Source organism: Bacillota bacterium (genome assembly GCA_030019365.1).
GTDB lineage: Bacteria > Bacillota > Sulfobacillia > JACIYH01 > JACIYH01 > JACIYH01.
Genome location: JASEFA010000001.1, coordinates 78550 through 100616, shown reverse-complemented (window position 1 = coordinate 100616; position 22067 = coordinate 78550). Strand labels below are relative to the sequence as shown.

The following is a 22067-nucleotide window of genomic DNA, read 5'->3' as shown; positions in this document are numbered from 1 at the left end:
CCCCCGTCCTCAGAGCGCTTCCAGCTCGCGGCGCATGGCCATGTCGTAGAGCACGCGCTCGCGGGCCTTGTCGATGCCGAGGGCCTTGCGCCTGGCATCGATGTGCTCGATCATGCACCTGGCCGCCTTGATGGGGTCGGGCTCGTAAGCCCAGCGCGCCTTTACCTTCTCCTCCAGCCCTTCGAAGAGCATGCGGGTGAATTTCTCGCTGCCCGTGGTGGGCCAGGTCACCCCGAACACGGTGAACACGCCCGAGGCCACGAAGTACTGGCCGATGGAGATGGCCTTCTCGCTCATCCACTCGGGGGCCGCCCCCGCGGCGGGCAGGTCGCTGATATCGTCGCCCAGGCCGCCTTCCTTCACCATGGCCGTGGCCGCCATCAGGATGCGGCTGTTATCCACGCACGACCCCATGTGGATGACCGGGGGCAGGCCCACCGTCTCGCACACCTCCGCCAGCCCGCCCCCGGCGTGCTGGCCCGCGGCCTCCGGGGTGAGCAGGCCGGCCTTGGCGCAGGCGATGGCGCTGCAGCCCGTCTGCAGCACGAGGACGTCGTTCTTGATCAGCTCCTTGACCATGGCCACGTGCACGGCGTCGTGCTCAACCCGCGGGTTGTTGCAGCCCACCACGCCCGCCACGCCCCGGATGCGACCGTTGATGATGTTGTCGTTGAGGGGCCGGTAGGAAGCGCGGAACATGCCACCCAGCAGGTAGTCGATGGTCTCGTGGCTGAAACCGGCCACGAAGTCCACCTGGTGGGCAGGGACCTCCACCCGGCCGGTGCGGTGCGGGAACGCCTCGATGGCCGCCCGCACGATGGCCCGGGCCGCATTCAGGGCATCGTGCTCGTGAAACTCGATGTGGGTGGCACCGGGGATGTGGGCCCGGTTCGAAGTGGTGATGATCCTGGTGTGGTAGCACTGGGCCACCTTGGGCAGAGACTGCATGATGCACTGCACGTCCACCACCATGGCGTCCACCACACCGGTGACTATGGCCAGCTCCTGCTGCAGGAAGTTGCCGGCGATGGGGATGCCGTGGCGCATGAGGATCTCGTTGGCCGTGCAGCAGATCCCGGCCACGTTGATCCCCTGGGCCCCTTTGGCGCGGGCCAGGGCCAGCATCTCGGGATCTTCCGCTGCCATCACCATCATTTCTGAGAGCAGGGGCTCGTGCCCGTGCACGATCACGTTCACATGGTCGGGCTTGAGCACCCCCGGGTTCACCTGACCCAGGATGGGCTGGGGGGTGCCGAAGAGCACGTCCTGCAACTCGGTGCCGATCATGGAGCCGCCCCACCCGTCGGCCAGGGCCACCCGCATCCCGTGCATGAGCAGGCTCTCCGCGTCCTGGTCAACCCCCATGTGGGTGCGGTGCAGAGCCTCCACAACTTCCCGATCGATGCCGCGGGGGACGACGCCCAGCTTGTGCCAGATCTCCTGCCTCTTCAGTGGCGCCTTCTTGATGAAGGCCAGCTCCCCTTCCTGCTGGGAGAACTGGGCCAGGGCCGCCCGGCCCACATCCACCGCGATGTCTTCGATGGGGCGGTCTCCCACCTCGATGCCGAAGTCGAGGGCCAGCTTCATGAGCTTGTACTCGTCCTTAACGGAGTAGCCCGGTGCCTCTCCCTTGGCGGCCGCGATCAGGGTTTCCGCCACCGCCCGTCCGTGGTCGGAGTGGGCGGCCGCCCCGGCCGCGATCATGCGCAGGAAGTTGCGGGCCGATATGGTATCGGTGGTGGCCCCGCATACGCCGGTCACTTCGACTTCCAGGTCGGACTTGCCGCGGGGCAGGAGCACCCGGCACGGCCCCATGGCGCAGTTGCGGCAGCAACTGCCGTCCGCCCCGATGGGACACGGCTTCACCTGATCCGCCCGGAAGAAGGCGGTGCTCACGCCCTCCTGCTGGGCCTTGCCGAGCAACTGTACCGTGGCCGGACATACGCTCCGGTCCGTGTTCTCAGCCATCTACTACCTCTCCTTCCCGCCCGAGGCCTGCCGGCGCTTCGCCGCGGCAGCCGACCCGCGGGCACTCCCATGTCAGGCGGCCGCGCCCATCATCTCGGCCAGGTATCCCCTCACCAGCCGGACCGCTTCCGGATGCCGCATGATGAGGACGTCCGCGCCGGCCAGTGCCAGGAGAACCGCCGTAATGGCTTCCATGAGGATGCCCCGCTTCCCGGCATCGCCCAGGTTGGGGTCATCCAGCCTGACCTCCTTGACCTTCCACACTTCCTTGGCCAGGTTGCACACCAGGGGGAACTGCAGGCGGTCGTCCTGCTGGGTGAGGGCGGCCATGCGCATGCGCTCCATCACCGAGTAGGTGTACTCCAGGCCGTACCCCAGGCCACCCACGGTGGGGTCCATCACCAGCAACTCATCGGGCACCCCCAGGTTGCCCAGGAGGATGTTAAGCTGTTTGGCCAGATTGACGTCGATGGGGGTGGAGGCGATCACCGTGTGGCGGTAACCGATGGCCGGTGCGCCGATTTTCTTGTAGTTCTTGTCCTGGACCGGTCCCACCACCAGGTGCTTGCCCTCGCACGCCTCGCACACCTGGCGCAGGACCTCGGCGTCCTTCTCCACGTCTGCCGAACCCCAAACGAGGAGGGGCACGCTCACGGCGTCAGCCACCCGTTTGGCCGTGGCGGCAGCCTCCCCGGCGGGGCGGTTCAGGCCGTTGGGATCCGTGCTGACGAGCTGCAGGCAAACCATTTCCGCCCCGTAGGTACCCACGCACTTCTTCGCCCAGGCCACCGGATCGGAAAGCACGTCGGCGAAGGGTTCCAGGGCGGCGGGGGGCCACTCTTCCGGTGTCACATCATACACTTCCATGGCAATGCGGGGCGGGTTGCCCATCTGCCCCTCGAAAAGGTGGAACGGGTAGCAACCGGCATCCCCCACCCTGACCGCCCGCTCCGGCGGTCCCAGGGAAATCTCTTTCACTTTGCCGGTGTACGTGATGGTGGGAATGGAAAAAGCCAACCAAATCACCCCATTCTGTTTCCGGCCCCACCGGGTTACCCCCTGCCGGGTCCGGTCTTTTCACCGGCTAGGCCGGGTTCTTGCGCCGTTCGCTGCCGTACCAGTCCCCGCTGTACCAGTAACGCTCGCCCGTCTTCAGGTACTTCAGCATCTCCTCGCGGTCGTGCAGCTTGCGGCGCCAGCTGCCTTCCTCCTGGCCGGCCGGCTTGCCCGGCTCGTAAGTGGGCCCCAGCACCTCCACCTTCACCCCGTCGAACCTGGTCTTCTCCTCTTTGACCTCCACTTTCTCGCACACCCCCTGCTCTCTCAGCCCAGATTCGCTCGATTCTCGTCTTCGGTGCGGGCAGGCATCATCCTCCCCCTGTCCAAAAACTAAGCGAACTTTCTGTATACAAAAGTAGCAGGGCCGGGATTACGCACCCGGCCCCGTAGCTCACCTGCTCACTTCCCCCGTCACGCCACCACCCGCGCCGCCCATGCAGCGCGGGCACGGTGGCCATCGCCACTGCCATCAGGCCTCGGACCCCTTCCCGCGGGGAATCCAGCCGTTCCGCCTGAGTGGTCAAGCTATAACCTTGGCCCTTCAGCAACCCATACTGCAATCACATTATAACGAATCGCCACCCCCCTGTAAAGGAAAGGCCCGGCGGGGCCCGACGGCGGCGTCTGGCGCGGGGATGCGCTGCTGGGTGCCGGGCGGTGGCCGGAACCATCCCAAACCGAAGACAGGTTGCCGCTCGAACCCGCTCAGAACAGCAGGGTATTGATGAAACCGACCGGGTCAAAATCGGGAGCGAACGGGTCCACAAACAGAACCCCCTCGACGGGGGTGCTCCGGCTGCCCAGATCCTCGCTGAGCACCACCGGAATCTGATTAAGGCGCGCGGTGGCCCATATCTGGGCGTCCCAGTACGAGAATCCATGCTGCTCTACACCCCGGACGGCCTCCATGATGATAGGCCCCGTCACCTCCAGCACGCGCCACGACGTCAGGTAGTTCTGGACCCGCGCGGCAATCTGAGCCCAGGTCAGGGGAGGCTGCAGCTTCCGGCGCGCCGCCACAGAGAACTCGGCCAGGACCTGTGTGCTCAGGACCGCGGCGCCCCCACGCACCAGGCAATCCATCACGTCCACGGCCCGCGCCCGCTTGCGGGCGTCCGAAGCGTAGGCGTACACCACCACGTTGGTATCAACCAGTACGCCGCCCATCATAGATCTCCTCCCGCTTCCACCCGGCGGGCTCGCCCATCCCCTCCAGCTCTTCGGCCCTCGCACTGATGAAAGCTTTCTCCCGCTCCCAGGCCGAGAGGTCGCGGGGGGGGTGTATCCTGGGGGCAAGGTAGGACTCAACCGCCTGCCGAACCAGCTCGGCCTCGCTCACTCCCCATTGGACAGCCCGCTGCTTGAGCAGCGCGTCCTGGCTCTTGGGGATATACAGCTGCTTGCGGATCAAATCCCCCACCTCCTACATTATTATATACATCATGAGGGGGCGGGGCAAGCTGGGCGGATGCGCTGTCTGAAGGCGTGCGGGTAATCGTCCAGGGCCTCCACCACGGTCACCCCGGGGACAGCCGCCAGGTCGATTTCCCGCGGGGTGATGGGGCGAAACTCGGAGTCGGAAACCAGCCGCACCCGCGGAGACGAGAGGTTGCCGGCTTCACATCCCACCACGGCCGCCAGCTCCCCCGTGCTCAGCCTGACCAGGCTGCCCACAGGATAGGGGGCGATGCGCTCGCAAAACCGGTCCACCAGGGAGGCGTCGTACAGCTCCCCCCGCTGCTCCCTCAGGTGGGCCAGGCACAGGTGGGGCGGGACCCGGCAGCGGTAAACGCGGTCGCTGGTCATGGCGTCGAAGACGTCGGCGATGGCCACCATGCGCCCGATCAGGGTGATCTCCCGGCCCGTCAGGCCGCGGGGGTACCCGGAGCCGTTCAGCCGCTCGTGGTGATCCAGGGCAGCGTGGGCAGCCAGGTAGCCCGACCCCACGCAACGCACCATCAGGTGATATCCCTCCATGGGATGAGCTTTCACCTGCACCCACTCTTCCTCCCCCAGCGGACCGGGCTTGCCCAGCATGGGCCTGGGGACGCGGATCTTGCCCAGGTCGTGCAGGATGGCCCCCAGAGCCAGGTCGGTCAGCTCACCGTCGGGAAGACCCATGGCGATGCCCAGGACTCCCGCCAGGATGCACACGTTCACGGAGTGAACGCAGGTGTAGTCATCGTGGCAGCGCAGCGCGGAGAGGCTGAGCACCACGTCCGCGCTCTGCCGCAGCTCCCATATCACGGCCCTGACCACCTCTGCCACCTTCCCCGGGTCAGGCCTCTCCCCGCGGGCCACCCCTTCCAGGACGGTGTACACGGCGCGCGTGGCCATGGCCCGCGTCTCCTCGCAGACGGCATCGTCGATCGCCACATCGTCGAGCAGCCAGTCCCTGATCGCCACGCGGGTGAATCCCCGCTCACTGAGCCTTGCGATCAGGGATCGCGTCAGCGTAACTCCCGCCCCCACCAGCACCTGGCCCGACGCGGTGCACACGGGCCGCGCCACCACTTCGCCTTCCAGTTCCTCGCTAAGGGCCGCCACGCGCATCGCTGACCTCGCCCCAATCCCCGGGCCGCCTATCTCTCATCCCCTCAGGGGCTTCAGGAAATCACCCATGGCCTGGTTGACTTCAGCGGGCTTCTCCAGCATCACCATGTGCCCGGCCCCCGGGATGACGCGCAGAGTGCCACCCAGCCTGTCCGCCAGGTACCGGGAGTACCTGGTGGGGGTGAGGGCGTCCTCGGCCCCCACCACCACCAGGGCGGGAAGCCGGAGAGAGGCCACTTCCTGCATGCGGTCGAAGCGGTCGCAGGCGCTGTAGTCCCGGTACAGCACCTGGACCGGTACGGAACGGAATTCTGCCCGGCCCCGCTCGCGTAACTCCAGCGGTGCCCCGGGCGCATACGCCATCTCCAGGAGGGTCTCGTCACGCTCTCCCCGCGACATCTTCTCCAGGGCCGACGGCAGAACACGCAGGCGCGCCCCCGTGCCGACCAGGATGAGCCCGGCCAGGACCCCGGTCCGGGAAAGGGCCATCTCCAGGGCTATGGCTCCTCCCATCGAGTGTCCGGCCACCACCAGGGGGCACTCCCCCGCGGCGCTTGCCTCTTCGCCACTCTGCTCCCCCACGGGGGTTGGCCGCCGGCCCCTGCCCGATGCCAGAAGAGCCTCCACCCCGTGGTACACTGCCTCAGCATAGGCGGGGATGCTGGATCGCGGCTCCCCTCCCGATCGCCCGTGGCCGGGCAGGTCGAAAGCCACCACGCTCCACCCCGGAACCGTACGCAGGTGGGCGATCTGGGGCAACCAGTGAGAGTGGTTGCCCCCGGCACCGTGGACCATGACCAGCATGCCGCCTTCGGGCCGGAGGTTCCCGGCCCAGTACAGCTCCAGATCGCCAGCTTTCACTACCGGCACGCTTTCCCACCTCTCCCCCTATATCGACCACGTCCTCGTCATATTGCAGTCACCCTCCGCCCCCGCAGCCCCGGCAGCCGGTGCCGGCCCGGCGCGGGCGGACCTCCGCCGCCCTGGTAGTGGCGCGGCCCCGGTCTCCCCGAACTTCATCTATCGGGAGGACCGGAGTCCACCGCCGTCGAAGGACCGGCGGAGGGAGATGCATGCGGTCTCCACAGCTTCCCCGCATAGTCCAGCTGGAGGTAACCTCAGCCTGCCAGCTCCGGTGCCGGTTCTGCCCCCGCACCGCCCTGGCTGACTCCTGGATCACCACTCACCTGCCCTGGGAGTCCTTCACCGCCCTGCTGTCCGACGCACCCCGCCTGGAACTCGTACACCTGCAGGGCTGGGGCGAACCCCTGCTCCACCCCCGGCTGTGGGATATGGCCGCCGCTCTGAAAGGGGCGGGCTGCCGGGTATCCCTCACCACCAACGCCGTACTCCTTGACCAGCAGGCGAGCCGGGAAGCCTGCCGCCTGGGCGTCGATCTCGTAGCCATTTCCGTGGCGGGGGCCCGTGCCGCCACCAACGACTCCCTGCGCCTGGGTTCTTCCCTGGATCGCATAGCCGGCATCCCCCTGCGCTTACCTCGCTCTGCCCTGCCGGGCGCCGTTTCCCCGCCTGTTCGAAGGGATATCGGAGAACGTCCCCCGGCTCACCTTCGGCAACGTGTCCCGGGGACTGGGCCCGGCATGGAGCTCACGGGAAGCCCGTGCCTTCCGCCAGGCCTTCGCCCGCCGTCACCAGTGGGGGCAGATGGGATTCGCCTCCGACGCCCTGCTGGACCGCTCCGCCCCGCCCCTGCCGCCTCCGCCGCCCTCCCCGTGTCTTCACTGCTACAAGCTCTATGGTGTCTGAAGCATACCGCCCGGTACCACCCCCGAACCCGGCCCCGGGCCTCGGCGTTCCCCCGGCCCACCGGCGGGTGAAGGTGACCGCCTCAAGAGGAGCGGACGGTGACCGTGGCCCGTTCCAGCAACAGGTAAGGGAAGCGCACACTGCCCAGCCGCCTGGTTTCCCGGCTGATACCCCCCAGGGCCTCCTTCAGGGCCGTGAAGGCATTCACCGAGAACATGCAGTCCTTCACCCGGCCCACCCGCTCTCCGTGCCGCAGTCGGTAACCGAGGGCCACGTTTCCGGTAACCACGCCCGCGTAGAGGTTCCCCGACCAGGCCCCCATGAAGTTCTCCACCAGGAGGCCATCTTTCACCCCGGCCAGCATCTCGTCGCGGGGCCGCTCGCCTGCCGGGATGAGGAGGTTGGTGGGCCTGGGGACGGGAGGACCGTCGGCCAGATCGCTCCGCGACCCGTTGCCGGTGGGTGCCATACCCAGTGCCGCCGCCGACTCCAGGTCGAGGAGGAAGCTGCGCAGCACGCCGCTCTCGATGATGGGCGTGCGCCGGGTGGGGACACCCTCGTCGTCACAGAGGGCACTCCCCACCGCGCCGGGCAGGCGACCGTCGTCCAGCAGGGTGAAGGAAGGGTGGAACATCGCCTCCCCCAGTCGCCCCTGCCAGGGAGATATGCCCCGCTGGACGGCCCGGCCGTCGACGCACGCCATGATGGGTCCCAGCAGGTCCCGCACCGCCCGGGGAGCCAGCACCACCGGGTACTCGCCGGTGGCGAACTCCACATTCCGCCTCGCCACCTGCAGGTCATCCACCACTTCCGCAGCCATAGCCGCCACATCCACGTCCAGACCGGTTGAAGAGTCCCAGTCGTAGACGTGCAGGAAATTTCCCTCCTCGGTTACCTCCGCGATGAGCACGGCCGTGAGGCCGGTTTTGCGGTAGAAAGCATCCAGCCCGACCGTATTCATGACGCGGGTGACGGTGGCATGGCGAGCCACAGTGGCGTGGGCCAGGACCCCCTCGACCGCCGCCACCTGCTCTACAAAGCCGCGCCCCCACTCCAGCATTACATCCGGTTCCAGGGCGGCCACCCGCCCGTCCCACCAATCTCCCGGGTCGGTGCCTGGGCTTTCCGCAGGAAAGCCGAACTCCACCTCGGGGCCGAACCGGGCCGCGGCCAGAGCCCTCTCCACCAGCTTTGGGGGTTCCTGGGTCACGGTGGTGGAGCTGAGGCCCATCCGGCCTTCGTGGATCACCCGCAGGGCCAGGGCCTGATGACGGGTCCTTTCTATGCGCTTGAGGCGCCCCGCTTCGAAGTTGACCGGCAGCCGCTCTCCCGAGATCAAGTACACTTCCGCCGCGGCGCCCGCACGCCGGGCCAGGTCCAGCGCCTGCTCCATGAAGGCAAACTCGTGGGCAAACTGGCCCTCCCTGTGGCTGCTCATCCCGTCATCTCCCCCCGATCACGGCCCGGCGGATACGGATGGGCGGACTCCAGTGGCTGACGGGCAGGGGGGCCTGGGCACCCTTGCCGCAACCGCCCGGACCCTCCTCGGTACCCACGTCCCGGCCGATGGCGTCGATGTTCTCCAGGGTGTGGAAAACGTTTCCGGTGAGCTTGACCTCCCGCACCAGCTCGGCCAACCCGCCGTTCCTGATCATGCGACCGTAACCGGCCGTAAACGTGAACATCTCGCCATTGGTCTCGCCACCATAGGAGTCCACCGCGTACACCCCCAGGTCGATGCCGGAGAGCAAATCCTCGAAGGATGCCGTCCCGGCATCGATACCGGTGTTGCGCATGCGACAGATGGGTGGAAAGCGGAAGTCCAGAGCGCGGGCGTTCCCGGTGGGACGCTCGCCCAACCGCCCCGCCGATTCCCGCGAGTGCAGCCGGCCCGCCAGCACCCCCTCCCTCACCAGGTAGGTCTTCTCGGTCGGCGTGCCCTCATCGTCGTAAGGGAGATATCCGCGGCCCCCCCTGTCCAGGCCGCTATCGTAGATGTTGAGAATCCCGGCCCCGAAGCGCCGCCCCAGCTTCATGACCTGCTGCAGGGCCGGGTTTTCGGCCAGATCGTCCGCCTCGCTCAGGTGCCCGAAGGCCTCGTGCACGAACACCCCCGCCAGGCGGGAATCGCAGACCACCGGATACTCCCCCGCCTGTACCACCGGCGCATCCAGCAGCTCGACGGCCAGCCGGCACACTTCCTCGACCCGGGGCTCCAGCCCCCGCGCCGCCCCGAAATCGCGGGAGGAGCCAAACCCGTACCGCCCGATCTGCGTGAGACCCCCGCGGGTGGCCACCGCCGCCACCAGGCCGCTCAGGTCCAGCTTCTCCTGATAGATGCAGGTACCGTGCGACGTGCACAGCCACAGGCGGGTGAACTTCTCCTGATACATGACCGACGAACTGCTCACGGGCGGACCCCAGGACATGATGCGCCGGTTGTAGTCGCCCATAACTTCCACCTTGCGGGCCAGGCTCACCTGGCGGGGGTCTTCCCCCGGGTCCAGGCGCACCTCGGCCTCCACGGGATCGACAGGCGCCAGTACAACCTTCTCGCCCCGCTCCCGGCCCACCTGCCCCGCAGCGGTAAGAGCAGCGCCCACCAGCTCCCCGGCGTCATCGGGGCGGTTGAAGGAGACGAAGCCCCAGCCCCCGTTCACCAGAGCCCGGACGGCTCCCCCCGAGAGGACGGACTCTGCCACCGTCTCCAGCCGCGGCCCCCGGTAAACGACGCGTACGGTGGTGCTCTCCTCGTAGCGGGCCTCCACGTAGTCCGCCGGCTTGCCCGCCACCAGCGCTTGCAAAAGTGCCTTCAAGCCCTCACCTCCCGGCATCAATGGTTTCCCCATCCAGCGACCGGTTCCTGCAGGAATGAGGGGACGTCCTCTGGAATAGGCGAAATTGAGGTTCCCGAAGTAACTGGAGGATCGCGATTGGCCATCCGCAGCCCCTTTGCCGCTCTCAGACACCGCAACTTCCGGTTGTACTGGATAGGGCAGTGCATTTCCCTCATCGGCACCTGGATGCAGCGCGTGGCCCAGTCCTGGCTGGTGCTGGAGCTGACCAACTCCCCCTTCCTGCTGGGGGTGGTGGGAGCCCTCCAGTTCACCCCTATCTTCTTCCTGGCCCTCCCCGCCGGAGCGGTGGCCGATCGCCTCCCCCGCCGCAAGCTGGTGATGGTCACCCAGGCCGCCGCCATGATCCTGGCCTTCGTCCTGGCTGCGCTCACCCTCACCGGGCGGGTCACGGCGGCCCACATCATGATACTGGCCACCCTGCTGGGTGTCATCACCTCCTTCGATACCCCGGCCCGCCAGTCCATGATCATGGACCTGGTGGGGCGGGAAGACATCCTGAACGCCATCGCCCTCAACTCCACCAGCTTCAACGTGGCCCGCCTCATCGGACCATCGGTGGCCGGGCTCCTCATCGCCGCCACCGGTACGGGCTGGGCTTTCGTGGCCAACGGGGTCAGCTTCCTGGCCGTGCTCTTAAGCCTGGCCCTGATCAACCTGGAAGAGCACCCCACCCCCGGTCGCATGGTGCTGCTCCAGGATATCGGAGCGGGTCTCTCCTACATATGGCGGAGCCCCTACGTGCTGGCCGTGTTCTTGACGGCCGGAGCAACCAGCATGCTGGCCATGAACTTCCAGACGCTCCTCCCCGTGCTGGCCCGCCAGGAGATGCACACCGGGTCGGAGGGCTTCGGCTTTCTCCTCTCCGCCCAGGGCGCGGGGGCCCTGGCTGGGGCGCTGGCCCTGGCCGCCATCAGCCAGGGTGGGCCCCGTGCCAGGCTCCTCTGGGGAGCCCTGTTCGCCTTCACCGGTGTGGAAACCGTCCTGGGGATCATCACCGGCCCCATGCCGTGGGGACTGTCCTTCCCGGTCCTGGTGCCCCTCCTGGTGGTCGTGGGCTGGAGCATGATAACCTTCACCGCTTCCGCCAACAGCACCATTCAGGTGAGCGTACCGCCCCAGATGAGGGGACGGGCCATGAGCGTCTACAGCATGCTCATGCAGGGCACCGGCCCCCTGGGGAACCTGTTCGCCGGTACCCTGGCCGACCGCTGGGGAGCGGGCTGGGCTTTTGCGATGGGCGGGGGCTCGTCCCTGCTCGTGGCCCTAGCGGTGACCCACTGGCTCTCCCGCCGAACCAGGATCCCCCGCCCCCTGTAGCCCTGCGACCGACCGGGCAGCTCAGTTCGCGGACGCTGCCATCGGCCAGCCGGACCCGGAAATAGATGGTTTCCCCTTCTTCGCCTTCCCACCACCTCCCCGTCTCCGCCCAGCGATCGAGGACGTCCACCACCGGCAGGAAACGGTGGTCGCGCACGATCCCCAGGGGCAGGGGAAGCCCCTGTTCGCGGGCCCAGCGCACGACAGGAGCATGGTACGGCACGGGCAAGACTCCCCCCATGCGCCATCAGGAGGTACCGGCCTAGGGCGCACTGTCGCCGGGAAGGCCACCCCGGGTGGCGGTCAGGCGTAGAAGGAGAGCATCAACTGGCGACGGGTGGGGGTCATCCCCACGCGCACGACTTCGCGGGCATACCTCTCCCGCAGGCTCTCCAGAACCGCCTGCAACCTTTCGGCGGCGGGTTCCGAGGAAGTGGGCTGGTCGCCGGGGAAAAGCTGCAACTGCCCGAACCACGCCTCTTCCAGGCCTCCTGCCACCACCCGCACCGCCTGCACCCCTCCACCCGGAACGCGACCGCGCGCCGCCGGCAGGGCGGGCCCGGCCCGGCCAGCGGTGGCAGCGGGCCGTCCCCGCCCGCCCAGGAGCAGCCGCTCCCAGAGCAGCCCGGTGAGCAGGGCCAGCCGCGCGGGATCACCTTCCCCCCGGGGCAACCGGCGCTCCTCCCGGGTGCGCACACCCCCTTCCCACTCCACTTCCAGCACCAGATCCCGCGTGCCATATCCCTTCTGCTGCAGGGCGGCCGCCGCTTCCCGGGCCAGCCATCTCAACCCTCTGGCCACCGTCCCGTAGTCGTACACCGGGGCGGTGAAGCTGAGCTGGCGCTCTACCCTCTCCGGCGGATGACGGGACTGCACATCATCCGGCCCTTCCCCCCGGGCCAGGCGGGCGATATCGCCCCCCAGGGCACCGAACTTGAGGGACAGGGTCTCCGCCCCCAACCCGGCCACATCCCCGATGCGATACAATCCCAGCCGCAGGAATCGCTCTACCACGTCTTCCGGTAACGGCCACAGGTACCGCACGGGAAGGGAGGCCCAGAACTCCGCTTCCCCCCGGAGGCCCAGTTCCAGCCACCAGCCCGCAGCACCCCCCCGTCCAACCGGTACCAGCCGGTTACCCCGGTCCGACCCGGGCAACCGGGGGGGCCTGCCCTCACCCAGGGCATCGTAGAGCCACTGCACCGCCCCCCGGGCCACCACCTTGCTGGAGGCGAGGGCTCCCAGCAGGCGGTATCCCAGGGCGGGTACCACCTTCTCCGCCAGGGCAACTACCCCGCGATCGAGCCGCTCCGGCCACGCCGTGTTCCACCCCAGGTACACCCGGTTTTCCGCCTCCGGATCGACCACCGGCGAAAGGGTGGTGCCCAGATCCCAGAAATCACGGGCTCGAGCCCCGCATACCCCGGCATCGTACGCCACCACCGAGGCCCCCGGGCAGAACTGCCCCAGGCGGGAACGCCTCTCCCCCACCCGGAGGCCGGAAACCTCCGCAGAAGTATCGACCAGCCGCCCCTGGTGACAGACGAGAAGGGGTTCCGGGCGGGTCTCCGGCAGCGCGCTTCCCTGCGGGGGCGCCACCGGGGTGTTCCCCCCGTCCGCGGGCTCCGTGCGGGCGAAAAGGTGGGCCAGGGCAATACCGCCCTGGAGCCACAGGTAAATCACACGATCCATGCTGCCCCGCCCTCCCTGTTCATTCGAACTGCAGTTCTAGTATAACAGGTGTTCGCTCTTGCTGTCAAGGGGTTTTCACACGCCCGTTCGCAACCCGCAAGCAGAACCGGCCTGCCGACCACACACCGGCATGCGTTGCGGCCTGGCGGGGACCTGTGGCAAAATCTAGCCGGACAGGGGGGAATCTCTTGGCCCTAACCCTCGATGAGTCGCTCCTGGAAGCTATCTTCATGCCGGGCGGGCTGCTCGCCGGGGTACTGCCGGCGTACGAAGAGCGTCCGCAGCAGCTGGAGATGGCTCGCCTGGTATGGAAATGCCTGCAGGAGGGCCACCACGGCCTGGTGGAAGCCGGTACCGGCGTGGGGAAGTCCCTGGCCTACCTGTTCCCCGCCGCCATCTGGGCCCTGGGCCGGGGCGAACACGTGGTCATCACCACCCACACCATCAACCTGCAGGAACAGCTGCTCGGGAAAGACATCCCTGCGGTAGAGCACGTCCTGGAAGGCCTCGACGCCCCGCCCCTCCGGGCAGTGCTGGTCAAGGGGAGAAACCACTACCTGTGCCGGAGGCGACTGCAGGCCGAAAGCATGGCGCGCGAGCAGCAACTCAGCCTGGGCGTGGTGGCCAACCAGGCAGACGAAGCCGTCAGTGAACTGGCCCGGTGGGCGGGCCAGCGTGACGCCAGCGGCGACCGCGCCGATCTGCCCTTTCCCGTCCCGGGTGAGGTGTGGGCCAGGGTGCAGAGCGATAGCGACCAGTGTGTGGGAGAGAAGTGCCCCTTCCGCCAGGAATGCTTCTTCCGGCGGGCGCGCAGGCGTCAGGACGAGGCCCACCTGCTGGTGACCAATCACGCCCTGCTTTGCGCCGATCTGAGGGTGCGCCGGGAAACGGGCGGCGCGGGCGTGCTCGTATCCCACGATGTGGTGATATGCGACGAGGCCCACCACCTGGAGCGGGTAGCGGCAGATCACCTGGGCACGCGGCTCACCGGTTACCGCCTGGCCTGGCTGGCGGAATCGGTGGAGGATCTCGTCCGCCGACCCGATGTGAAACGAGCCCTGAGCGAACGCACCCTCGTCCGCTACGACCGGGTGCTGGCGGGGCTGCGCGACTCCGCCGCCCGCTTCTTCGATTACCTGGGCCGGATGCTGGCCGCCGCCCCGGGCGGAGGACGGGCCCTGCGGCTCCGGTCACCCCTGGCAGGATACGAGGGACCCCTGGCCGACCTCGTTCGTCTGGCCGAAGCTCTGGACCAGCTGGCCGAAATGGGCCTCTCGGAAGAAACTTCCCGGCTGGCCGCCAACCAGGCCTTCCGCTGCCGCACCCTGGGGGAGGAACTGGAGCAGGCGGCTGCGCTGGCCGACCCTGACTGCGCGTACTGGCTGGAGCCCACCCCGGGCATGCGCTACGGGGGGGTGGCCCTGTGCTGTGCGCCCGTTTCGGTGGCCCAGGTCCTGGCCGATCTGCTGTTCTCGCGCACGCGCAGCGCGATCCTGACCTCAGCCACCCTGGCTGCAGGCGGAGACTTCTCGTATACCGCCTCTTCCCTCGGCCTGGGGGAGTATGAGGGGCTGGTGCTGGGATCCCCCTTCGATTACCGGGAGCAGGCGCTGTTGTGCGTCCCCGAGGACGCCAGGTCGACCGACCCCGGTCGGCCCGGGTACCTTTCCTACGTGGCCGAGAAGGTGCGGGAAATCGTGGCCATCTCCCGGGGAAGGGCCTTCGTGCTCTTCACCTCGTACCAGGCCATGAATCAGGTGTACCAGGAGGTGGCGCCCCACCTGGAGGAGATGGGATACACCCCTCTGCGCCAGGGGGACGCGTCCCGGGATGCCCTGCTGGAAGGATTCCGGCGCCACCCGGGGTCGGTGCTCTTCGGGGTGGACTCCTTCTGGGAAGGAGTGGACGTGCCTGGAGAAGCCCTCTCCTGCGTGATCATCGCCCGGTTACCCTTCGAGGTGCCGGACGAGCCCCTGGTGGAAGCGCGCTGCGAGCACCTGCGGGCCCTGGGCAAGGACCCCTTCCGCGAATACAGCCTGCCGCGGGCAGCCATCAAGCTGAAACAGGGATTCGGGCGCCTCATCCGCAGCCGGTCAGACCGGGGCGCCGTGGTGGTCCTCGACCACCGGCTGGCCACCCGTCACTACGGTCGCTTCCTCATGCGCACCCTTCCGCCCGTGCGCACCACCACCGACCTCAGCGACGTGGCCCTTCTTTACCATTCTCCCTGATCGCGCCCAGGACGAACTCCGCCGCCCCGCGCAGGTCGGGCACCACCACCGGCGTCGCCCCACCGGGAAGGCGGGCAAGGGTCGCCGGCCCGGAGGGCTCGGGGACACCCGCCGCCCGGTCGTACAACGGGGGGTACCCGGTCCCGTCCCCGCCCGCGGCGCTGATCCACACGGGCCGGATGCCGGCGCGGGCCGCACCCACCACGTCCTGGTGGAAGTGATCGCCCACGTGGCACGCTTCTCCGGGAGCCACCCCCAGATCCCCCAGGGCACGCAAGAAGGGGGCGGGGTGCGGCTTTCTCCACCCCAGCTCCGCAGAAATGATTACCGTCCCGAAGAGGAGGGCGACCCCGGCCTCGCCCAGCACCCGGCGGATAAGGGGGGCATATGCAGCGTTGGACACCAGGCCGAGGGCCACTCCCTCCCCGGCCAGGGAGGCCAGAAGCTGCCGGCTGCCCGGCACCCAGCTCACCTCGGGGAGCAGCCTCCCGTAAACGTCCTCCAGCACCCGGTCGAGCACGGAACCGGGCGGAACTGGCACACCCAGCGCGGGCAGGATAGCCTGCACGCAACGCCGGGCGGGGCATTCCATCCAGGTCGTCCGGGCTACCTCACGCAGGTGCCGGAGCATCCGCCTGCCCCGCTGGTGGTCCACCTCCCGGGGAACCGGCCACCCCCTGCCGGCCAGACCGGCCAGGACCACGTCCACCAGGGTGTCGAGTTCCAGGTCCATCCAGGCGGGGCACACGGTCAGGGTGCTACCAAAGTCGAACAGCACGGCTCTCGTCGCGTTCGCCCCCCGCCGGGCTTCTCACCGTGCTGTTTCGCCCCGGGACCCCCGCTCACCTGCAGGCCGCTGGCCACGGCGCCAGGCGAACCGCGCTTGCTGCAGGCTGCGGCTCCGGGCCGCCGGGCTACGACCCGGCGGCGTGGGACATGTGCTGCTGGTATTCCTCCATCAGGCCCCTGAGACCGGCGAACACCGCCTTCTCGCCATACAGCCAGCGCATCATGCTGGGAGTGCGCGCCCGGATGAGTCCCACCGTGATGCGCTCCCCGCTCTTTTGCAGCCCCTCCAGGACCCGGAAGGTGGTGCTCTTGATCTCCTCGGGCGTAGACCCCCAGCGGATGCGCTTACGCGCGGGCCGCCCGGGCGCACCCCGGTGGCTCCCGCCCGCTATCTCCTCCAGGGGATCTGCGACCGCCGGGCCGTCCACCCCGTAGGCCATCCCCCGGTCCTCGGCCAGGACGTTCTCCAGCGCCTGCACCCGATTCGCCAGCTCGTGGACCTGGCGGTGGGTCGACTGCAGGGCTGCCCCCAGCAGCTGGTTCACGGCCTCCACGGTGCGCTCGACGGCCAGCCGGTAGGTGCGGTACTCCTCGTCCAGTCGACCCAGGAGCGCCTCCTTGAGGGCGGGGCTCTGGCTCAGCACCCCCACCAGCTCGGTCACGTTGTAGCTGAGCGTCTGCCCCCCCTGGCGGTACTCCGGACCGGACACGTCGGAGGGCGTGACCACCCTGCCCACGCGCCCCTTCTTCCCCTTCTTGTGGCGGGCACCGGCCGCCGACACCCGCTTCTCCCGCATGTCCTGGTAGAACAGCTTCTCCGCGTCCTCCATCCTGCTACACTCCTTCTCCTACAATATGGTAACCGTCGCCCCTTATTGTACCCATTGTTGAGGGACATATTCCCAGTTAGGGCACCTGGCGTGCCCGGCGCGGTCCCCGTCACGGAACTGACATAGCAGGGAGGACCCGCCGCCCGACACGTACAACTACTGAGTGATCCTGGAAAGGAGGAACGGGATGGACACCGCGAGACTGGCAGAGCACCTGGTGCGGTGGATACGGGAACAGGTGGAAGAATCGGGAACCCGGGGAACCGTGGTGGGCCTGAGCGGCGGCGTGGACTCGGCCACGGTCGCCGCCCTTTGCAGGCGGGCTTTCCCGCAAGCGGCCCACACCCTCATCCTGCCCTGCGAGAGCGACCCCGCCGACCTGCAGGACGCGGACCTGGTGGCCGGAGCCCTCGGCCTCCAGCCCGTCACCATACCCCTGGACGAGCCCTACCGGGCCCTCCGCGCCACCCTGCCCGCCGGCGGTCCCCCCGAGCGCCACCGCCTGGCCCTGGCCAACCTCAAACCCCGCCTGCGCATGATCGCCCTGTACTACTACGCCAACACCTACAACCTCCTGGTGGTGGGAACCGGCAACCTCAGCGAGCTGCACGTGGGGTACTTCACCAAGTACGGGGATGGAGGCGTGGACATCCTGCCCCTGGCCGGTCTGGTCAAGAGCCAGGTGCGGGAGCTCGCCCGCCACCTGGGCGTTCCCGAGCCCATCATCAGCAAACCTCCCACCGCAGGGCTGTGGCCCGGTCAGACCGACGAAGGGGAAATGGGCCTCAGTTACTCCGACCTGGACCGCTACCTGCTCACCGGCGAGGCGGCAGTGGACGTACGCCGGTGCATCGAGCGCATGCACCTGGTCTCCGAACACAAGCGCCGCCTGCCCACCCAACCCCCGCCGCTCCCCCCGGCAAAAGGAGCCTGAGGCCCGCACCCGCATAGCGTGATGGTGAGGTGGTCGATGTGTCGGCGCAGATGCCCCGCGTGCTGGCCCGGCAGGAAGTCCCCGATCAACTGCGCCAGCGAGTCGAGAGCGCGGCGCCGGGGGTGTATGTCACCTCGTACCGGCGCCGGATCTACCTTCTCGTCAGCGCCGGTGAGCAGAGGACGGCCGGGTACGAGCTCCGCCTGACGGGGCCCCCTGCCGAGCAACTCGCCCGCGGGAAGCTGGAGGTCGAACTCCTGGGCCCGCCCCGGGGTGCCATGGTGGCCCAGGTGCTCACCTATCCCTCCCTGGTGGTCGATGCTGGCCAGGGACCGGTCGTGCTCCGCGAAGCCTCCCTCCTATCCGGAAGGCAGCGGCAGCCCCTCCCCATCGACTTTTGGGGAGAAATGCCCTCATAGGCAGGAATTGTCCTCCCCGCGGCGAAAAGAAAACGGCGCGATATTCACCGGAGGGGGGATCCATCGTGAAAAAGGCACTGGCCCTGCTGCTGGCGGCCGGCCTGCTGCTGGGACTGGCCGGATGCGCCCAGAAGGCTGAGCAACCGGCGGCGCCGCCGGCAGCCCAGCAGCCCCCGCCCCAGCCGGAGAAACCGGTGGTGAAGGTGGGGACGGAAGCGGCCTACCCGCCCTTTGAGTGGGTAGACGAAAAGACGGGCGAGTTGAAGGGATTCGACATGGACCTGATCCGGGCCATTGCCGACGAAGCCGGGTTCAAGGCCGACATCCGCAACATGGCCTGGGACGGGCTCATCCCGGCTTTGCTGGCCAAGGAAATCGACCTCATCATCTCCGGTATGACCATCACCGACGAACGGGCCCTGGCCGTGACTTTCTCGGACCCCTACTTCAAGTCCGGGCAGGTCATCATGTCCCACAAGGACGCGGGCATCAAGGGGCCTGATGACCTGGCCGGCAAGGACGTTTCCGTGCAGGTCAACACCACCGGCCAGTTCGCCATGGAGAAGCTCAACGAGAAGCTCAAGGGCGAGGGTAAGAAGCTGGTGAACATCAAGAAGTTCAAGAGCACCCCCGATGCCATCAATGAGGTGAAGATCGGCGGCGCCGTGGCCTGCGTGCTCGACCTGCCGGTAGCGGTGGAGCACGTTAAAGCCAACCCGGGCGATCCCTTCGTGATCGGTCAGCCCATCAACGTGGAATACCTGGGCATGGCCATGCGCAAGGAAGACACCGATCTGCACGCCAAGATCAACCGCGCCCTGGCCGCCATCAAGGCCAGTGGCAGGTACGACGAGCTGTACAACCAGTTCTTCGGCAAGTGAGATCCCGGCCCACAAACGAAGGGGAGGGGCGTGGCTCCACACCCCTCCCCTTTGCGTGAGGGGAGGTCCGACACCCGTGACCCTCAATCTGGAAGTCATGGAGCGTTACTTCCCGTTCCTGCTGGGCGGGGCGTGGCTCACCCTGCGGCTCACGGTGATCACCACCGCCCTGGGAACCGCGATCGGGCTCTTCACAGCCGTCGCTCGCCTTTCCCGATTGAAGATCGTCTCCTGGCCGGCCGCAGTCTACGTTGACTTCTTCCGCGGGACGCCCCTTTTGGCCCAGATTGCGCTCATCCACTGGGGGCTCCCTCAACTTTTCGGATACAAACCCAACATGGTGGTGGACGCCATCGCCGCCCTCAGCATCAACTGCGGCGCCTACGTCACCGAGATATTCCGGGCCGGCATCCAGTCCATCGAGCGGGGACAGACGGAGGCGGCCCTGTCCCTGGGCATGACGCCCGTACAGGCCTTCCGGTACGTGATCCTGCCCCAGGCCTTCCGGAGGGTGCTCCCTCCCCTGGGCAACGAGTTCATCGCCATGCTCAAGGACTCCTCCATGGTAGCCATCATCTCCATGGAGGAGCTCATGTTCCGGGGCATGATCTCCGCAGGGCGCTCCTTCCGCCCGTTCGAAATCTACATCCTGGTGGCCCTGCTCTACCTGGCCATGACTCTGCCCTTCACCCGCCTGGTCGCCTGGATGGAGATCAGGCTCAAGCGCGAGCACCGCCGCGAGGGGAGGTGACAGATCATGGACGGGCCCATGCTGATGGTGAAGGACCTGCACAAGTACTTCGGCCGGCTCGAGGTGCTGAAAGGCGTCAGCTTCGAAGTGGCCAGGCAGGAGGTGGTGGTCGTCATCGGACCCAGCGGAGGGGGGAAGAGCACCCTCCTGCGCTGCGTCAACCGGCTGGAAGAACCCACCTCCGGCCAGGTATATATCGACGGCCAGTCCATCACGGAGCGACACGCCCCCGTGTGCCAGATCAGGCGCCAGGTGGGCATGGTGTTCCAGTTGTTCAACCTGTTCCCCCACCTGACCGCCCTGGAAAACGTCACCCTGGCTCCCACCAAGGTGCTGGGGATGCCCCGGGCGGAAGCGGAGGAGCTGGGGCGGCAGCTGCTGGCCAAGGTGGGCCTGGCCGCCAAGGTGAATAGCCTGCCCGCCCAGCTTTCCGGCGGCCAGCAGCAGCGGGTGGCCATCGCCCGGGCGCTGGCCATGCGCCCCAAGCTCATGCTCTTCGACGAGCCCACCTCCGCCCTCGATCCCGAGATGATCGGCGAGGTGCTGGCGGTGATGAAGGACCTGGCCCGGGAGGGGATGACCATGCTGGTGGTCAGCCACGAGATGGGCTTCGCCCGCGAGGTGGCCGACCGCATCATGTTCCTGGAACACGGTGTCATCCTGGAAGAGGGCCCGCCCGAGCAGGTATTCGGTTCGCCACGGCACGACCGCACCCGCGCCTTCCTGAGCAAGGTCCTCTGACCCGCACTGGCAGGGGGTGGCAGGAAAGAACCCTCCGTCAGCGAATTCCCTCAAAGGAAAAAAGCTCAGCAAAGGGGGCTCTTTCGGTGAAGGTCGTGGTGCTGGGCGGAGCGGGCGACATGGGAAGCCGGGCGGCCAGGGAGCTGGGACGGGCGGCAGAAGTGGAAGTCCTGACCATTGCGGACCGTAATCTGGAAAAGGCACAGCAGGTGGCGGCTGCCATCGGACCCCGGGCGCAGGCGTGCGCCGTGGACGCCCGGGACCACGATGCGCTCGCCCGCCTCATCGCCGAGCATGACGTGGCCGCGGGGGCCATCGGGCCCTTCTACCTTTTCGAGGTCCAGGTGGCCAGAGGGGCCATCGACGCGGGAAGGCCTTACGTGAGCATCTGCGACGACTACGATGCCGCCGAGGCAGTGCTGGAGCTCGACGGAGAGGCCCGCCAGCGCGGCGTAACGATCCTCACCGGCCTGGGGTGGACCCCCGGGCTGTCCAACGTCCTGGCCCGCAAGGGTGTCGACATGCTGGACTCCGCCCGCGAGGTCCACGTGGCCTGGTGCGGGGCGTCGGCCGATTCAGAAGGATACGCCGTGGTGCTGCACACCATGCACATCTTCACCGGCCGGGTACCCACCTTCTCGGGGGGTACCATGACCCGGGCGGCGGCCGGAACCGGCCGCAAGATGGTCACCTTCCCCGATCCCATCGGGGCGGTGCCCGTCTACCACGTGGGACACCCCGAGCCGGTCACCATCCCGCGCTTCATCCCCGGCCTGCAGGAGGTATCCCTGCGGGGCGGTCTCACCGAGGGGTTCCTCAACTGGCTGGCCGTGACCGTGGCCCGCCTGGGACTCACTGCCACTCCGGCCCGCAAGGATGCCCTGGGCCGGGTGATCAAACCCCTGCTCCCGCTGCTGGAGAAGCTGGGAAGGCCCGCCCGTCCCCTCTCGGCCATCCACGTGGAGGTGCGGGGGGAAAAGGACGGCCGCCCGGCCCGGGTGGAACTGGCCGCCGCAGACCGGATGATGAATCTCACCGGGGTACCCCTGGCCATCGGCACCCTTATGGTGGGGCGGGGCCAGATCAGGCGCCCGGGCGTCATCGCCCCGGAAGCGGAAGGAGCCGTTCCTCCCGACCTCTTCCTGGAGGAGCTGGCCGCCCGCGGCATCACCGTTCACGTCGGCCCCGTCCAGCCCCTCGAATAACCCCAGCCCCCCGCAGGCCCGGGCCCGCGCCTCGGGCGAGCGCAGCCCCGCCGGCCCGCGCGCCCCTGAAGA

General features: G+C 68.0%; 21 protein-coding genes. 9 read left to right on the top strand and 12 right to left on the bottom strand.

The features are described from left to right. Nucleotides 1-9: 9 nt before the first annotated feature. The 7 genes from cooS to QME70_00460 form a co-directional block, all read right to left on the bottom strand. Entirely contained in the window at nucleotides 10-1968 is a 1959-nt protein-coding gene (gene cooS / locus QME70_00490) for an anaerobic carbon-monoxide dehydrogenase catalytic subunit (protein MDI6893083.1), read from the bottom strand. A 72-nt stretch (nucleotides 1969-2040) separates the two neighbouring features. After that, the gene (locus QME70_00485) at nucleotides 2041-2985 is read right to left on the bottom strand and encodes an acetyl-CoA decarbonylase/synthase complex subunit delta (protein ID MDI6893082.1); all 945 of its coding nucleotides are present in this window, start codon (nucleotides 2983-2985) and stop codon (nucleotides 2041-2043) included. A 67-nt stretch (nucleotides 2986-3052) separates the two neighbouring features. Continuing rightward, a complete protein-coding gene (locus tag QME70_00480) occupies nucleotides 3053-3280 on the bottom strand; it encodes a hypothetical protein (protein ID MDI6893081.1) in 228 nt (75 codons plus the stop codon). Between the two features lie 452 nt (nucleotides 3281-3732). Then, a complete protein-coding gene (locus tag QME70_00475) occupies nucleotides 3733-4194 on the bottom strand; it encodes a PIN domain-containing protein (GenBank protein MDI6893080.1) in 462 nt (153 codons plus the stop codon). Continuing rightward, nucleotides 4175-4438 carry a CopG family transcriptional regulator gene (locus tag QME70_00470; protein ID MDI6893079.1) on the bottom strand — a complete coding sequence of 88 codons (264 nt, stop codon included), beginning with the start codon at nucleotides 4436-4438 and terminating at the stop codon, nucleotides 4175-4177. Before QME70_00470 ends, QME70_00475 begins: the two co-directional genes overlap by 20 nt. 29 nt (nucleotides 4439-4467) lie before the next feature. Next, nucleotides 4468-5580 (bottom strand): HD-GYP domain-containing protein, encoded by a 1113-nt coding sequence (locus tag QME70_00465; GenBank protein MDI6893078.1) that lies wholly within the window; start codon nucleotides 5578-5580, stop codon nucleotides 4468-4470. A gap of 36 nt (nucleotides 5581-5616) precedes the next feature. After that, nucleotides 5617-6450, bottom strand: a complete 834-nt coding sequence (locus QME70_00460; GenBank protein ID MDI6893077.1) for an alpha/beta hydrolase — start codon at nucleotides 6448-6450, stop codon at nucleotides 5617-5619. A gap of 203 nt (nucleotides 6451-6653) precedes the next feature. Here QME70_00460 and QME70_00455 point away from each other — a divergent pair, with 203 nt between their 5' ends. Beyond that, nucleotides 6654-7418 (top strand): radical SAM protein, encoded by a 765-nt coding sequence (locus tag QME70_00455; GenBank protein MDI6893076.1) that lies wholly within the window; start codon nucleotides 6654-6656, stop codon nucleotides 7416-7418. An 11-nt stretch (nucleotides 7419-7429) separates the two neighbouring features. On the opposite strand, the gene QME70_00450 is transcribed toward QME70_00455, so the two are convergent. Then, nucleotides 7430-8785 (bottom strand): TldD/PmbA family protein, encoded by a 1356-nt coding sequence (locus QME70_00450; protein MDI6893075.1) that lies wholly within the window; start codon nucleotides 8783-8785, stop codon nucleotides 7430-7432. A 4-nt stretch (nucleotides 8786-8789) separates the two neighbouring features. After that, nucleotides 8790-10163 carry a TldD/PmbA family protein gene (locus tag QME70_00445; GenBank protein ID MDI6893074.1) on the bottom strand — a complete coding sequence of 458 codons (1374 nt, stop codon included), beginning with the start codon at nucleotides 10161-10163 and terminating at the stop codon, nucleotides 8790-8792. Between the two features lie 117 nt (nucleotides 10164-10280). Here QME70_00445 and QME70_00440 point away from each other — a divergent pair, with 117 nt between their 5' ends. After that, nucleotides 10281-11522: an MFS transporter gene (locus tag QME70_00440; GenBank protein MDI6893073.1), complete on the top strand. Its 1242-nt coding sequence runs from the start codon at nucleotides 10281-10283 to the stop codon at nucleotides 11520-11522. 303 nt (nucleotides 11523-11825) lie between these two features. On the opposite strand, the gene QME70_00435 is transcribed toward QME70_00440, so the two are convergent. Then, nucleotides 11826-13214 (bottom strand): hypothetical protein, encoded by a 1389-nt coding sequence (locus QME70_00435; protein ID MDI6893072.1) that lies wholly within the window; start codon nucleotides 13212-13214, stop codon nucleotides 11826-11828. Between the two features lie 188 nt (nucleotides 13215-13402). On the opposite strand from QME70_00435, the gene QME70_00430 reads away from it, so the two are divergent. Continuing rightward, nucleotides 13403-15445, top strand: coding sequence for a helicase C-terminal domain-containing protein (locus tag QME70_00430; GenBank protein ID MDI6893071.1), 2043 nt, complete (start codon nucleotides 13403-13405; stop codon nucleotides 15443-15445). On the opposite strand, the gene QME70_00425 is transcribed toward QME70_00430, so the two are convergent. Together QME70_00425 and QME70_00420 are read right to left on the bottom strand one after the other, a co-directional pair. Continuing rightward, on the bottom strand, nucleotides 15411-16223 hold the full coding sequence (locus tag QME70_00425) for an HAD family hydrolase (GenBank protein ID MDI6893070.1): 813 nt from the start codon (nucleotides 16221-16223) through the stop codon (nucleotides 15411-15413). The genes QME70_00430 and QME70_00425 overlap by 35 nt on opposite strands. 136 nt (nucleotides 16224-16359) lie before the next feature. Next, nucleotides 16360-17064 (bottom strand): hypothetical protein, encoded by a 705-nt coding sequence (locus QME70_00420; GenBank protein ID MDI6893069.1) that lies wholly within the window; start codon nucleotides 17062-17064, stop codon nucleotides 16360-16362. Between the two features lie 187 nt (nucleotides 17065-17251). Here QME70_00420 and nadE point away from each other — a divergent pair, with 187 nt between their 5' ends. The 6 genes from nadE to QME70_00390 all read left to right on the top strand — a co-directional run bounded on the left by nadE (nucleotide 17252) and on the right by QME70_00390 (nucleotide 21995). Beyond that, nucleotides 17252-17998: an NAD(+) synthase gene (gene nadE / locus QME70_00415; protein ID MDI6893068.1), complete on the top strand. Its 747-nt coding sequence runs from the start codon at nucleotides 17252-17254 to the stop codon at nucleotides 17996-17998. Between the two features lie 38 nt (nucleotides 17999-18036). Continuing rightward, nucleotides 18037-18417 (top strand): protease complex subunit PrcB family protein, encoded by a 381-nt coding sequence (locus QME70_00410; GenBank protein MDI6893067.1) that lies wholly within the window; start codon nucleotides 18037-18039, stop codon nucleotides 18415-18417. A gap of 65 nt (nucleotides 18418-18482) precedes the next feature. Continuing rightward, nucleotides 18483-19298, top strand: a complete 816-nt coding sequence (locus tag QME70_00405) for a basic amino acid ABC transporter substrate-binding protein (protein ID MDI6893066.1) — start codon at nucleotides 18483-18485, stop codon at nucleotides 19296-19298. A gap of 76 nt (nucleotides 19299-19374) precedes the next feature. Beyond that, nucleotides 19375-20049 carry an amino acid ABC transporter permease gene (locus QME70_00400; protein MDI6893065.1) on the top strand — a complete coding sequence of 225 codons (675 nt, stop codon included), beginning with the start codon at nucleotides 19375-19377 and terminating at the stop codon, nucleotides 20047-20049. A gap of 18 nt (nucleotides 20050-20067) precedes the next feature. Continuing rightward, nucleotides 20068-20790 (top strand): amino acid ABC transporter ATP-binding protein, encoded by a 723-nt coding sequence (locus QME70_00395; protein MDI6893064.1) that lies wholly within the window; start codon nucleotides 20068-20070, stop codon nucleotides 20788-20790. 86 nt (nucleotides 20791-20876) lie between these two features. Beyond that, nucleotides 20877-21995 carry a saccharopine dehydrogenase NADP-binding domain-containing protein gene (locus QME70_00390; protein ID MDI6893063.1) on the top strand — a complete coding sequence of 373 codons (1119 nt, stop codon included), beginning with the start codon at nucleotides 20877-20879 and terminating at the stop codon, nucleotides 21993-21995. The last annotated feature ends 72 nt before the right edge of the window (nucleotides 21996-22067 follow it).